The organism is Paenibacillus sp. PAMC21692 (genome assembly GCF_014303795.1).
GTDB classification, from domain to species: Bacteria; Bacillota; Bacilli; order Paenibacillales; family Paenibacillaceae; genus Pristimantibacillus; species Pristimantibacillus agaridevorans.
The window spans coordinates 2,880,135-2,895,133 of the sequence record NZ_CP060293.1 but is presented as its reverse complement, the minus strand read 5'-3'; the positions used below and the strand labels follow the sequence as shown (position 1 = coordinate 2,895,133).

At 58.0% G+C, this 14,999-nt stretch carries 8 protein-coding genes; all 8 read right to left on the bottom strand.

Annotation, left to right across the window (positions count from 1 at the left end):
• Positions 1–228: 228 nt before the first annotated feature.
• Positions 229–2,874: a glycosyl hydrolase family 95 catalytic domain-containing protein gene (locus H7F31_RS11350; RefSeq protein WP_261800381.1), complete on the bottom strand. Its 2,646-nt coding sequence runs from the start codon at positions 2,872–2,874 to the stop codon at positions 229–231.
• Positions 2,867–4,021 carry a glycoside hydrolase family 88/105 protein gene (locus H7F31_RS11345; RefSeq protein ID WP_187104267.1) on the bottom strand — a complete coding sequence of 385 codons (1,155 nt, stop codon included), beginning with the start codon at positions 4,019–4,021 and terminating at the stop codon, positions 2,867–2,869. The genes H7F31_RS11350 and H7F31_RS11345 overlap by 8 nt, the downstream gene beginning before the upstream one ends.
• A 19-nt stretch (positions 4,022–4,040) precedes the next feature.
• Positions 4,041–5,198: an oligogalacturonate lyase family protein gene (locus H7F31_RS11340; protein ID WP_187104266.1), complete on the bottom strand. Its 1,158-nt coding sequence runs from the start codon at positions 5,196–5,198 to the stop codon at positions 4,041–4,043.
• A gap of 54 nt (positions 5,199–5,252) precedes the next feature.
• Positions 5,253–7,307, bottom strand: coding sequence for a glycoside hydrolase family 65 (locus H7F31_RS11335; protein ID WP_187105303.1), 2,055 nt, complete (start codon positions 7,305–7,307; stop codon positions 5,253–5,255).
• Positions 7,308–7,375: 68 nt separating this feature from the next.
• On the bottom strand, positions 7,376–9,658 hold the full coding sequence (locus H7F31_RS11330; protein ID WP_187104265.1) for an AraC family transcriptional regulator: 2,283 nt from the start codon (positions 9,656–9,658) through the stop codon (positions 7,376–7,378).
• Between the two features lie 84 nt (positions 9,659–9,742).
• Positions 9,743–12,013, bottom strand: a complete 2,271-nt coding sequence (locus H7F31_RS11325) for a glycoside hydrolase family 88/105 protein (RefSeq protein ID WP_187104264.1) — start codon at positions 12,011–12,013, stop codon at positions 9,743–9,745.
• Positions 12,010–13,341 carry a Gfo/Idh/MocA family protein gene (locus tag H7F31_RS11320; RefSeq protein ID WP_187104263.1) on the bottom strand — a complete coding sequence of 444 codons (1,332 nt, stop codon included), beginning with the start codon at positions 13,339–13,341 and terminating at the stop codon, positions 12,010–12,012. The genes H7F31_RS11325 and H7F31_RS11320 overlap by 4 nt, the downstream gene beginning before the upstream one ends.
• A gap of 102 nt (positions 13,342–13,443) precedes the next feature.
• Positions 13,444–14,985, bottom strand: a complete 1,542-nt coding sequence (locus H7F31_RS11315) for an extracellular solute-binding protein (protein WP_187104262.1) — start codon at positions 14,983–14,985, stop codon at positions 13,444–13,446.
• Positions 14,986–14,999 lie beyond the last annotated feature (14 nt).

The window sequence follows — 14,999 nt, the reverse complement described above, 5'->3', positions numbered from 1 at the left end:
AAACCACACCACAACACCGTTGTGCTCGCTTGGCAGTATCGGCAGAGTACGGATGCTCGCTCGTTTGGCGTCTTGTTTTATTTGCTATACGACGAAGTTGGCACAATGGATTGGGGGTTTATTCAACGTCAGGATAGCTTTCCTGAACCCCCAGTCGAACTGGGGGTTTTCTTATATAAAGAAGTACATCGCCATACTGGCGATGTACTCGAAGTCTGATTAGCCTGCTTATCCGTTCTCTTTATTCACCATCTCAAACCTCGCCGACATTCCCGCTTCCAGCCGCAAAGTACGGTACGACCTTCCGAGCTCGGACGACCCGAATTCTCCTCCGGTCACTTGGAACCCGCCGACCCATTCAGGCACTTTGACGACGAGTTCCGTTTCTCGCTCCGCCAACAGCACGGCAAGGAAACGTCCCCGTTCACGATCCCATTCCATGGCTACCTCTCCCGTATGGAACCGCCAGCCCGAAATCTTGCCGCGCGCCCACCGCTCCGGCAGCGCGGGAAGCAGCTTAACGAAGCCGGGCGCTACCTGCAATAACATCTCCTGCACGGCGTTCACCCACCCCATGTTCGCATCAAGCTGCACCGGGGCAGTAGCCATGTTCAAGGAGACGCCCATGCCCCTCCAGTCATTGTGAAGCGTGAACAAATTGGGCAACAGGCTCGAACGTGCGAGAATATCCAGACACCCGGCTGCGCTCTCGCCATCGCCGAGCCTTGCATAAATCGAAGCCATATGCGCAAGCGACCATCCGCTCTGCGCTCCCAGCTCGCGATTGCGCACGGCTGTCTTGAAGGCTTCGAATAGCTCCGGGTCGCTCTCCCCCGACACTTCCTGGCCCGGAAACACCGGATACAGGTGGGATAGATGCCGATGCGCGTACCGGTCGTCAAAGTCGGGGTGGATCCACTCCCGAACGGCGCCGTCCTCATTGACGAGATATGCGGGAAGCTTATCGAGCATGCCCTTCCACTTCTCATGCTCAGCCCTTGTCGCCGTGCCGGATTGACGAGAAACCGCAAGAAGATTGCCAAGCAGCTCCTTCAAGATGGCGACATCCATCGTTGCGTTAATCGTAGTGGGCATGGGATGCGCCAGCGCCACGCCTTCCGGCGGCATAAAGTTAAGCGGCGTATTCTCCGGAGAGACGGATGGATAGATGCGATACAATCCGTCCGCGCCGGTCACAAGGAAGTCTTCATAGAAACGAACCGCTTCCCGCAGGAACGGGATGAGCTGCCCCCGCAGAAAATCCAGATCACCCGAGAATCGGTAATGCTCGACGTAATGACGGGCAAGCCAGCCGGCAGCTCCCGTCCAATTCAGAATGACGGGCACGATCTGGTTAGGCACCCCGATACCCGGCGCCGTCCCTGCGGGAATGTAGATCCCTTCGCAGCCGTACAGTTTTTGGGCGTTGCCCTTGAAGTCGTCCATCAGCTCTTCGTAATAGCGGAAGAGAGCGGGGGTCAATTCGCCAAGCCCGCCTACTTGAGCATGCCAATACATCATCTGGACATTCTCGTTGGCCATGTTATGACTCCACACGAGCCGGTAATCGCCCCCCCACAGACCGTAAAGTCCGAACGGCTCGGCTTCCGGGGAAGCGTCCGTTCCGCTTATGAACAGGTATCGGCCATAGGCCCACATTCGGCGAACAAGGGATAAAGGGGCTTCTCCTTCGTACGCATCAAGGAGCAATCTTTCATTGGACATATCCTCTTGTATCCGACGCCCGCTAAGAGAATCCGCCCGCCCCTCGTCCCCAAGCTCAAGAGCAGCGGAGCGGTACAAAGGCCGATGCAGCGCGGTATGACGTTCCAGCAGTTGCTCATAGGTAACATCGGACATAAGGTTGGACAGCTCTCTCCGGAGTCTGTCCCAGTCGCGTACCCGCTCACCTTTGACGAATACGCGCACTACAGCCAGAACGCTTGAGGCGCCTTCAATAATGAGCATCCCGTCTCTTGCCCGTACGATACCGCCCTGGGACTTGATGAACATCACCGCACCGTAGTCAAGCCCGTCGTCATTGGTTGCGGAGAACCACGAAACCCCCGCGGCGCCTTCAGTCGCCTCGCAGCCTTCCAAGCCGCAAGGCCAGTCCCACTCATGTTTGCCCTCATTATCTCCTGCAAGAGAGGCAGCCTCCCAAGCGGACGCCCCCGCCTCCACGGACTTCTCCAGCTCCTTGAATTCCGGCGTATCCGCCCAGCGGTCGCTGGGATGCAAGACAAGGCCGATCTCGCCGGAAACCGACGATTGTCCGTCCGATCCAATCTCGTAAACGACGGCATTGTCGGCGCGCGAAACGAACAAGCGGCGTTGGTAGCGGATCGGCCCATCCGTCCATCCGACATGGACTTCCCCGCTATCCATAGCCAGCGTACGCCGATAGGAGCGAAAGGCGCTGCCGCAAGGCATGTCGAGACGAATGGCCGCAAGGGGGAAGCGCGACGCCAGCTTCGTTCCGTACCCGCTCTCCTTCAAGGCGTTCGCGAGCAGCCAGCTGGCCTCGTTATACCGCCCCTCATCCATCATCGCTCTTGTCCGGGACAAGACGTGACTGACATCCGGCAGTTCGTCCTTCTGCCCCCAGTGCCATAACTTGGCATGGTTCAGCAATACGGTCTCTTCCTTCACGCCGCCGAATACGGATGCCCCGATAACGCCGTTGCCGGACGGCAGCGCCTCTCGCCACATGTTGCGCCACCAGGAAGCCGGATAGCGCAGGATCAACACGTCCTCAGGATTACAGGTTGGATGATCGCTTGCTTGGCCGCCACAAGGACCGTCGTCAACATAATTGGCATCCACATGATCGGCACCCGCATGATAGGACTCGCCGCGCTCCCCTCTACTCAATTTCGCCCGCTTCCTCTCGCAGCCTCTCGATTTCGATACTGGCGAGCAAGAACGGCGCTACCCCCATAAGCGCATCGCTGACGACCGCTTCGCTCATGTAATATTCGTAGGAGCCGTCGCGGTACTTGCGGCCGCCAAGCCCGGCGCCGTGGCAGATGCCATGCAGATGCACGCCCTTCTCGTCCTCCGTGACGAATCGGACCAATATGCCCTCATAAGCGCGCTCCACCGCCCCGCGATCGATCTCCGCAAGGTAGCCCAGCCTTATCCCCTTAGCCATCGCATACGTCAGCATACAAGAGCCTGACGCCTCCAGATAGTTGCCTTCGCGGCCATTGCAGTCCAAAAGTTGATACCAGACGCCACTTTGCTGATCCTGCACCCGAAGCACCGCATTGCACATGCGTTCGAAAATGCCCATCAATTGGCCTCGCTTCGGATGATCGGCTGGGAAGTGCTCCAGCGAATCCACGAGCGCCATGGCGTACCAGCCCATCGCTCTTCCCCATACGTAGCGCGATCGTCCCGTCGTTCCGTCACACCACCGCTGCTCTCGGCTCTCGTCCCAAGCATGATGCAGCAGCCCGTTCAGCGGGTTGCGAGTCCGTTTCTCGACGAGCAGCAATTGCTTCGCCGCTTCGTCGAACCATTCGTTCTTCTGAAACGTCGCCGCATATTCCGCCATATAAGGCGATGACATGTACAAGCCGTCCAGCCACATTTGGAACGGATATATTTTTTTATGCCAGTAGCCGCCTTCTTCCGTCCGCGGCTGACCGATCAACTGCGTAATCAACAGGCTGGCTGCCTTTTGGTATTTTTCTTCGCCGGTCTCCCGCCACAAGCGCAGCACGTTTTTGCCTTTGTTGATATGATCCAGGTTGTAATCCTCCAACCGGAAGAAACCGCCGATCGCGCCATCGTCCTGAATGAACGCGTCCATCTGGCGCTTGACGAACGGCTGATAGCTGTCGTTGGCCGTCCAATCGCCCGCCCGGCTGATCGCAAGCAGCGCCATGCCGGACACATATCCCCATTTGTTCGCGATTTGCGGGTGATAACCATGCTCGTCGGTGAGCGAAAGAATCGTCTCGGCGATTTTGCCGGACATGTTCGTCCCGCTATGAATCCGCGTCTCAGCCTTCATCTTCACATCCTCCTCGTCTCTATGGCCGGAATATAGGAAGCTCCTCGAAACGCTCCGGAATATCGATTAAATACAGATTGGCGTAACCGTTCTTGTCGCTCGTGAACAACAATCTCTTCCCCCGCTCGTCGAAGCGCGGATGGGCATGCACCTTCTGCGAGTGGAAGCTGCACCGAAGCTCGCAGAGCATGCGGGGGCCCTCGTACTTGCCATTCTGCTTACGCCACAGACTGAGACTCTTGACCGCGCCTTTGCCGTCCACGACGGCCTGCCCCAGCCCGTCGGCATACCCGTGCCAAGTGTCGAAGCCGAAATCGGTTTCCTCCATCCCGGTATTGTCATAACGAATGCTGCCGAAGAAGTTGGTTCCGTCGGCGCGAAAGCCATGATAGCCGATCGTTGTCCCGTCGGGATAAAAAAATTCATGCCCTACTTTCTCGCCTGTTTCCAGTCTCTCCCGAATTCGCCAAGCTTCGCCGGTCCGCAGATCCAGCCCCCAAATCCGGTGGTCCACCAGATGCCACGGCCCTTCATGACAAAACGTCATGAGCCATGGCTCCGTAGTCGAAGCATTAATATGCGTAATAAACTTGTTCGCCTCGTACACCTTCTCGGCCTCGCCGCTGTCGGCATCGATTCGTACGATCATGCTGTGAGGCGCCGCTTCCATCAGCTCCCGGTGGCCTACGTATCCGTTGCCGAGATCAAGACGAATCCGATGCGACAAGTCCTCCTGCACGCAAGTCAGCACATGCCTGCTGTCCGAGGTCGCGCTCGCGTTGCCCAGATGGTAGCCTGCCGGCGCCTCGTACACCACCCGTTCCTCCAAAGTGGACAGGTCGAGGCGGATCAGCCTGCTCCCCAACTTCACGAACGCGGCGCTTCCGTCAGGCAGCAGACAAGCATCCAGCGCGTCATTCTTCTCATATTCGGTCAACTGCGTGATCTCGCCGCTCTCTACGTCCATGCTGTACAGATTCGTGCTATTCCCTCTGTCGGAGACGAAGAGCAGCCGACGTTCCCGATCATACCAGCCATTCTCCGTAAAATATAAATGATGGCTATGCGCCTTATAATCCGTCAGCTGCGTCACTTCAAGCCCCGTCAGGCGATCCACGGACGTCTTGCGCTCCGATGGCCACCGTTTCCCTTTGCCGGTTGTTTCGCTCCCTGTCATCGTTCGATCTCCTCCTCTTCCGAATGGCACTATAGTTGCGTGTTCAGCTATTCCTTATAGCCAGGGCTTCAGCCCTTCCCACTTCACCGACCAGCTTCCGTCCTGCGGAAACCCCGGGTTCTCCGGCAGCGCTTCCGCGCGTTTACCTTCCCCGTGTTCCCCTTGCCAGCCTGCCGCCATCATCGCGACAGCCGTCAACAGCCCTCCATTGCCCGGCAAGTAGGCGGATAAGCCTGGACGTTGATAATTGTGCCCGTTCGTCAAATACGTATTTTTGGTCGCGTCCAGCAGCAAGAAGTCGACCGCCAGTTCAGGCTCGCCCAGGCGAGCGGCCGTCATGGCGCACATCGGGAAGTCCCAGCCCCAGGCCGTATCCCATTGCCAGCACTCCTTGACCTTCAGCAGCGTGCCAAGCATCGTCTCCCGGTCGACCAGCGTGCCGGGAAGCAGCCCCATCGCGCCAAGCATCGAAGGGTGATCATGATTTTTCGCCTCGAAGGTGTCCGGGCAATTCTCATGAGCCAAATACAGGCCGTCCTTCTCCGGCAGTGGCGCCATCGCGCCGGCTACCTTCGCCCACGAAGGATCCGGCGTTTCGTTCAGCCGCTCCGCCCAGCGGACCGCCGTCTCCAGCCCGTATTTCCAATACTCCACTTCATACGGCGGATTCTTGCTATCCTGCAGACGGTGGCATTCCTGCGCCGGGATGAGCGGCGGTCCCAAGTCATACGCCTTCGTGTCCTCGTTCCAATGGGCGAACGACGCCATGAATGTCGCCGTTTCGAACACGACGGAGCGGAACCGCGCCAGCGTATCCGGCGTCGGGTCGGCGAGATACAGCATCTCCGCCAGCGCGATGGGATGCGGCTGCTGCCAGATCAAGCCCGGCGCGACCGGGGACGGGCACGGCTTGCCGTCGAACCCGACCATCTTGGGCCAACGCGCGCCCTCATAGCCTTGAGATCTTGCCAGCTCTTCGGCAATCGGCAGAATGTCCGTGTACCAATCCATGCTGTTAAGCAGCAAGCGCTCTCGGCCCCACAGCGGGAAGTGCGACGCATGCCACCAGTGCATCTCCAGATGGGCTTTGCCGAACCAGCTGTTATACATCAGCCCGGTCTCCTGCGGGGGAATAGACCCTCCGCTGTGCATGGCGCACAAGAACTGGGACAAGACGACTCGCCGTTCCAGCTCGTGCGCGCGCGGATCCGCGCTTCCGGCGAAGTCGATCGCGGCGCCGTTCTGCCAGAACGAAGCCCAATGCCGCTCGCTAGCCTCGATAATGGAACCGAAATCGGCTGTTTGGGCATGCTCGGGCGCGAACCCTACCGCAAACGTTAGCTCCCCCGCCGTCTTCTCCGGCTGCAGCGTCCATTCATGTACACCGGTCTGTTGCAGCTTGCCGGCCGACCAGGACCAGGCCACGCGATAATCGTCCTCATCCATGCTCCTGCCTATCGACGCCCCATCCGCCGTCGATTCCAGCAGCTCCGTGCGATGCCTGTCATCATGGCCGAAGTCCGGGAATACCGTCTTATCCCAGGAGGCATGCGTCATGTCCGGAGCAGGGAAGCGGACGAATACCTGTAACCTGCCCTGCGCAATCAAGTTCGACCGCACGCGTACGCCAATCGTATCCATGGCGGCATGGCAAGCCGTCTCGACTAGAACCTTCTCTCCTTGGAGCGCGAATTCGCTCGAGAGAATACCTGTCCATAGATTCATCGTTTGATGAATACCCGTTATGTCCCCCGCTTCGGCCTCCTGCCCGTCTTCCTTGAACAGCCTGAAGGAGAGTCGTCCCAGCTGCAGCCGATGCGGATTTTGCCTAAGCCAATGGTACGCCTCCGGACGATCCCCCGGCTTCATTGGGTAACCAACCTCCCGCCCGTGCGTGTCGAAGGTTTGGAGAGCCGCATCCTCCCCGCTAAACTTCTCGCGTCCATGCGTGAAATGCCAGCCCCAATTCGACTGGGTGCCCAAAGGCACCTCGTATTGCTCGGGAAAGCTCTGCAAACCCGTCACGTCGACGCTAAACGAAAATTCGCCATTCCCCACCGAAAAAGGGGATAGCGGGTCCCACTTGGTCAATTCGGGCTGATGCCGCATTACGATCTGTTGTCTGTTCACCGCTTGTCCCTCCTCAACGTTGCCCACGGAGGATGCCAAGCCCGACGTTATTCCTTCGAAGCGGCATCCATCCGGGTTCTCATCATATCCCGGTACTTGCCGGGCGTTATTTCTTTGCACTTGCGGAAAGTGCGGATGAAGCTGTTCTCGTGCTGATAGCCGACCATCTGCGCGATATCGGACAGACGGTCGTCCGTTCTTGCGAGAAGCTCCGCCGCGCGCTCCATTCGCAGGTTCGTCAGATAGTTGTAGATCGTCTCGCCCGTCTCCTGTTTAAACACTTGACTTGCCAAGCTGCTGCTGATGCCCACGAACTCCGAAATTTCCGGTATGCCGATCGGCTCGCCCAGATGCTGCTTCATGTATTCGATCATGCGATGGCAGGTGACGTAATCCTTGCTTTCGATTAGTCGGCCGTAACGTTCGGCCACGGGTTTGACCCGTTCGGCGAACTCCCGCTCAATATCGGCTAGATGAAGCGTGCCGAATCTCTCACAAAAGGCTTCGCTCCCTTGTTCCTCCGCAGGCGCAAGCTCGTCGATCCGCCCGGCTGCGTCCTGCAGTCCGGTCAGCGCTTCCGAAGGATACCCGTTGCGGCAACGAATCCGCTCCATCATTTCCGCAATCGATTCCAGCGCATCCTGCTCGTTGCCGGCCTCGATCGCCTGAATGACTCGTTCGACCGTCAAGCCTTCCTCCTGCGTCTCGTCCACTTCGTGCTGCGACACCTCATGGAAAGAAATGACTTGGCCATATCCCCGGTATAAGCGATACATCAGCGCGTTGTCCGCCTCAAGCAGCGCTTGCTTGACCCGCGTCACGTCGGCGAATGGATGGCTGACGCCGGCCGATACGGAAAACTTCAAATATCGGGGTATTTGTTCGGCAACCTCTAGCAGCTTGCGCTCGGCTACCTGTCCTTCGGATCTAGCCTGCAATAGAATGGCCATCTTGTCTTTGCCGAAGTCGGCGCAGGCAATGCGCCACTGCGTCCCGAGCAGCTCGGTCGCGATATTGGCCATGGCGAATTTCAACAGCGAATGATCGCTTCCCGACATAGCCCGCGACCACTCCCCGTAACGGTCGATGGACAACATCGCCGCCGTCATCGGAGCAGACGTCCACTCGGAGAAATATCGTTGCCATTTCTCCTCCATATCGCGTTTGCCGCTCACATTCCCGTTATAGAGGTCGAGCATCAGCTTGGAGGAGGCCTCCGACAACGTATCCCTTACCAAATGCGACAGATGAGCATGCTTGCCGAGCAATTCTCCGGCGATCTTCTCCAGATCGATTCCGCCGTCTTCCCCGGTCTTGCCGTCGACGGCGCCGAACAGCTGTCTCAGCCTGCGCACCGGCCGCAGTGCTTGGGTATTGATGTAATAAATGACGGCACTGCCGAGCGCTAGCGCGGCAAGCGATACGAGGAAGACGACCTGCGCGATGCGCTTCGACTGGGCAAGCAAGCTGTCTTGTTCGACGATCGAGATGAAGCGCCAGCCTGCGACCTTGGACTCCATCTGGTTAATGAGCAGCTGACGGTTCTGGTACGACATATCTCCCTTCCCGTCCTCCTGCATCTCCGCGATCGCCAATTCCACCGCTTCCTCGTCGAATTCATGGTTCGCAACCGAATACAAAATTTGATCCTCTTCGTCGACGATATACCGCATTCGGTTCAAGTCGTTCATGACCGGAGGATTGAGCTTCGCGAACAAAGCCTCGTCCATGAGGTTGATCGCCACGATACCCTGGACCTTGCCTTGAATCTTAACCTGGCGGAACAACGTAATGTCCGATCCGTTGGCCGAAGCGCCCCGGGGCAGCTCCCGCTTCTTGACCAGCATCGATTTGTCGCCGAACTCGGAGGCGACCTCCGTCCATGCCGAATCCAGGAAGGTCGCGCTGTTGGAAGCAAAGCCTTGCGGAATCGATAGAAAGCTGTCCTTCTCGATGTCGTAGACGTAAATGCTTTTGATATAAGCCGAATTATTGATTAACGTGGTCAAAAATTGATAGGATTGCGAAATATCCCGATACGAATTCTGATTGTCGCTGGTCAGGAACCAATAGATATGGTCGCTGAGCGCGACTTGTATGGCGACCTGATCGGTTTCTTTGATCGCTTCGTCGATGACGTCCATGTTAAGCCGCAGCATTTGCTGCTGAAGCTCCCCCAACTCCTCCTGCAGCACCGACTTCGAGGTATAGAAGGACGTGAGGCCGACTGCCAGGATGATGAGGCACACGGATACTGTCAAGATCAGCACCAGCCTGATTTGCGAATGCGCCCAATTGAACATGAGCCGTTTTTTGATGGATTTCAACACGGAGCTTCCCACCTTATGCCGAATATCCTTTCATTATAACGCGATCCGTTCCGCCGGACACATACGCAGCTCCAAGCTGGGCCGTCATCCGCGGGCAGGGCGGGATTGCTTCTGCTGCATCATGCGGTAAGTCTCGATGCCGGCAAGCAAGACGATGCCGATGCCATGCGTATCGTTCAATTTCCAGCCAAGGTCGTGTTTGTAATAGGCGTGCCGATAGGACCAGCTGGACCCCTTGCAAACGCCGTACAAGTTGCCTTGCTTGTCGATCGCCCTTTCGCACAACCCTTGCCAGCCCGCCTTCGCCGCCGCCGCATAGGTCTCCGGCTGCTCCAGCCATCCAAGCCGCACGCCAAGGGCGAAGCCGTACATGAACATCGAAGTGCACGACGCCTCCTCGTACGACTCGGGGTCGGTCAGCACTTGATGCCACAGGCCATGCTCCCCTTGCAGCCGGAGATACCCTTCGGCGAGCTCGCGGAAGAACGCCAGAATCGGCGCATAATCGATATGCTCCTTCGGCAGAACATCCAGCAGCGTCGCCAAAGAGAAGAAAACCCAGCCGTTGCCTCTGCCCCAAGCGGTACGCGAAGGTTCGCCGCGGCTCACATCGTACACATGCGACATGATCCGCTGCTCCGGCATATAAAGGTAGTCCCGGTATAACAGCAGCTGTCTCGCCGCTTCATCCACATAACGACAATCGTTGGCCAGGGCTGCATATCGACACAGGAACGGCACGCTCATGTACATGTCATCGCACCACATCGTGTTGTGCATGCTTGGCGAGACGCCGATTCGGCGATACAGGGCGCCGTCCTCCATGCGATCCTGTTCATCCATGATATAGCCGGCGATGTCATCCGACGCTTGCCGCAATCCTTTGAGCGGCCGAACGCGTTCCGCGGCCAGAATCGCAAGCGCGCCGAAGGAGCCGCAATCGTCCAGACTGTCGATATCCGACAGCTGATTGTTCAGGCCTGCCGCACCGAAGCGCCTCCGATCCCATAGCGAATAATCGTACATCGAAGTCGCGAATTCCGCATGTCGAGCCACATAATCGGCCAGATCGCTTCGCCCTAGCAGACTGCTAGTTTCCAGCAGCCCGAACATCGTTACGCCCAGCGGATAATTCCAACGTCCGAACAACTCGTTCTCCAGGAAAGGCCTGACATAGGCACCCGGCTCGCCGGTCGTCCAATAGAAGCTTCTGTCGCCATCTACGGCTACCGTATCCATGGCCAGATAAGGTCGCGCATCCCCCTCGGCATCGGGACCGAACGGGCCCAGATAGAGCCAGCTCCCGTTCAAGCCCGCTACGCGTATAGGCGCATAGAGCCTTGCTTCCGCCCCTTGCGTATAAGCGGTCCCGCTTGCTTCTATACCTGCGCCGACAGCCTCGAACGTTTCGATCGCAAAGCCCCAGCCTTGCGGACCGCAGACGCAACGGAGGATGAGATCGCTTCTCCCCGGGGCGGCATCGAGCTCGATGACGAAAGCGCCTGCTCCATCCGCCGCGACCCGCTCCTCGCCTTGCCACTTAACGTATACCGGCCCATGCGCGGTTCCGGATAACCTTACGCGCGCATAACCTGCGGAACCATTGTCCACCGATGTCCACGCGAACGCGAAGTGGCCCGGCGACGCCTCGTATCCGGATTCGTACAGAACGGCCAACTCGCCCTCTCTGCCTGCGTCGCCTGTTTCGGGCAGCCAACGTACGCCGGTGGCGCGCTCCGACCGGCGATCGGCAGGGATGCTCTCTAACCTCTCTTCCAGCGGAGAGGTAAACAGCCAGCCTTCTTCGCCATCCCTCTCCTCGGAAGGAGCAAGGAAGTGAAGGGGCTTGTTTTTGCGGCTGCCGGTACCGAATTGCGCGCCGAAGCGTCCTTCGGCATCCATTCCCAGCTCCAGAACAAAGTGATTCCAGCCTTGCGCGAGCTTTATCTTTCGTTTAATAGGCTGAGCCTCTCCCGCCGGAGCATCTTCGCCGCCTGTCTCTTCCGCCGCCGAGCCGAATTGCTTGCTGCCGTTATGATACAGACGCACGGGTCCCAGACATCGCAGATGGAAAATAAACTCATGCGCTTCATCTGCCCATAGCTTCGCCCAAGCATAAACAAATTGCCCTTGCCGCATGCCGGAGAACAGGCTGCTTGCCGACATGTCGTACAGATGATTGGGCAGCTTGCGTATCGCGCTTTCTCTTGTCACTCTGTACACGGGGCCATGCGCAGGATGCTGGCCCACGTACCGCTGCGCAATCGTCTCCAGCACATGCGGCACGTCGTGGAATCCCGCAACCGACGCCATGCTTTCATGACGGTCGAAGTAAGCGCCCGAATAGCTCCTCATCGACTCCCTCCTTCCGAATGGCCCGCGCCGACTGCCTGCTTATATCCCAATACTTCCGCGATCTCGACCTTGCGATGCTCCTTGACCGAGCGCCATACCGCCTCGCCCGTCGCTACCGAATAAGCGCCGTCCTCCGCCCCGGATAAGATCCGGTAAGGTCTCCGAGCGCTCTCGCCCATGAACAGATCCTCCAGCAGCAGCGGATCTCCCCCTCCATGCCCGCCTTCGCGATGCACGACGTGTATCGTCTCCTTGGAGCCGAACAAAGGGAAATAATCGATCGTCTGCACGGGCGTCGGGAACGGCGTCCGTCCCGGCATATGGTACTCCAGCGTCTCTATTCGCCCTTTCGTTCCGTTGATCGCCAGACGATAACCCTCATATGGGAGCGAGAAATTGACCGAATAACTAAGCAGCGCGCCGCGGTCGTATTTTACTGCAGCCGCATACGTATCCTCAATCTCGATATCCGAGTCGAATATGCAGCGATCCGGCCGATAACCGGAGTAAGGAAACGAAGCCTGCTTTCCCGCATCCAGCGAGTCTAAGTGATCATCCGGTACGCGCATATGCTTGCTTCTGGCGTTCCACCGCGAATAATAGTCGCATGCTTCTCTCTCGTCGCAGGTCGTGCAGTGGCGTCCATCGATCCGGCTGGGATTGCCTTCCCCTTCGGAGCCGTAATAATTCAAAGCTCCGTACGCGAACACCTCCAGCGGCTTCTGGTCGATCCACCAATTGACGAGATCGAAGTGATGGGTGCACTTGTGGATGGAAAGCCCGCCGGACAGCTCGCGTTCCCTGTTCCAACGCTTGAAATAGCTGGAGCCGTGATAGGTGTCCAAATACCAGTTCAAATCGATGGATGTAATGCGCCCCAGCTTGCCCTCCATCACCATCTCCTTGATCTTGGTATGAATCGGGGCATAACGATAATTAAAGGTCACCGTTACCTTGCCTTTGCTGGCGCGTTCGGCGTCCAGCACGCCGCGGCTGTCCTTGCCGGTCGTCACCATCGGTTTCTCCGTAATGACATCCAGGTCATGCCGAAGCGCCGCGATGATATAGCGGGCATGCGTATCATCTCTGCCCGCGGTAATGATGACATCCGGTTTCGTCTCGGCGACCATCCGTTCGAATTCCGCTTCGCCGTACGTGGCGATATCGGCTTGTTCCGGATATCGCTCGCGGAACAATTCGAAGCGGGCGGGATCCGGATCGAGCAGACCGACCAGCTCGCAAGTTCCCGAGAACAAGGTCAGAATCGGCTTGGCGAACATGCCGAGCGCTCTGCCGCTTACTCCGCAAATCGCGTATCTTTTTTTCATGAGGTCCATCCTCTCCTGCCGTAATTGACCGCCTCGCAGCCTGTGTGTTTGTCCGATTAGCCGACAGGACCGGCTTTGACGCCGGCCCCGTCGCTTATGATTTTACCCGGCCAGCTTCGCGTACCATTCCCGTACGCGCTCCGTAACCTTGTCGCCGCCAGCCTTGTTCCAGCGTTCGACGAACTCGTCGAACTTATCGACCGGCCACTCCCCGATCACGATCTTGGTCAGATACTCCTGGAACAGCTTGTGCGACTGAATATCCGGATAGCCTTCGTATACGGTGTTCGGCAATCCGTCTCCGGCAATGCGGCGCGCGTCGGCCTTGCTCACCTCGAAGACGTCCGTCACCATCTGCTGCATATCCTCCGGGATCGTTTCCTTGATTCGCGTCGCCATATCCTCTTCCGTCGTCAGGTTGCGCATGCCAAGCGCGATCGGGCGGCTGTCCTCCGGCGGCAGAAGCGTCTTCTTGCCGTCGACGACCTCATGCTGCATCCCTTCGATGCCGAAACGAACAAACTCGTCGTTGTTATTGTCATAGAAAAAGTCCAGCAGCTTGAGCGCATCGGGAGCCTTCGCTTCGGCTGCGGCGGGAATAACCCACTCCGGCTCTCCCATGCTCTTCATCGTAACGAAACCTTCGTAGCCTTCGACTTCCGGCATCGGCATGCCCTTGACATACGCATCGGGCGCACCTTGCAGCATCGCCGTGTAGCGATCCCTCAGGTTGGCGGGCAAGTGATACCAGCTGCCGACCAGGTTATTGTTGATTTTGGCCGTCCATACATCGCCTTTGTTCAGGAACGTCTCGTTGTCCAGCAGCTTCTCTTCGTACAATTCGCGGATAAAAGTAATGGCGGCCTTCATGTTGTCGGATACGCCAGCGTAGCCGATCTCCCCTTCGTAGATGTCCCATTCGGGCACGCCTTCCCACATGGCAACGCCGAACATGCCGAACAGGTGGTCCATCCACTTGCCGAACTCCCGGCCGGAGGTCGGCAATTCATCGGCCTTGCCGTTGCCGTTCGGATCATTATCTCGGAAGGCCCGCAGCACATCCTTATATTCATCCAGCGTGGTCGGCATCGACAGCCCCACCTTATCCAGCCAATCCTGACGGATCATCGGCGCGCGCTCGGGGACGAGAAACACTTTGGGCACGTAGTAGATATGTCCGTCCGGCGATGCCGAACGTACGACGTCCCAGGCTTCCTGAGGAATGTTCTTCCATACGTTAGGCGCATATTCGGGCAATAGCTCCTCCAGCGGCAGCGCGCCGCCCTGCTTGATCAACGTCTGCTCGATGCCTCCGATCGGACGCAGAATGTCGGGCAACTCGTCGGACGCGATCATCAGATTCAAGTATTCGGTCGGCTCGGAGCCCGGCGGAGTCGTCATCATCTCGTAGATGACGCCCGTCTTTTCCTGCACGTACTTCACATGCTCGTTGTTCGCGTCCGGGATCGTCCCGACTCCCATATGACTTTTAAACACCTTAACCGTAACCGCCTTTTCTCCATCGCCGTTTGTTCCCGCGTTCTTCGGCGCATTGCCGGCGTTCGAACAGCCAGCCACTAGCGATACGGCGAGCACGGCCGCCATAGCCGCCGTTTTCGTCGACTTTCCAAACCTTCTGTTCATCTTTGTCATACCTC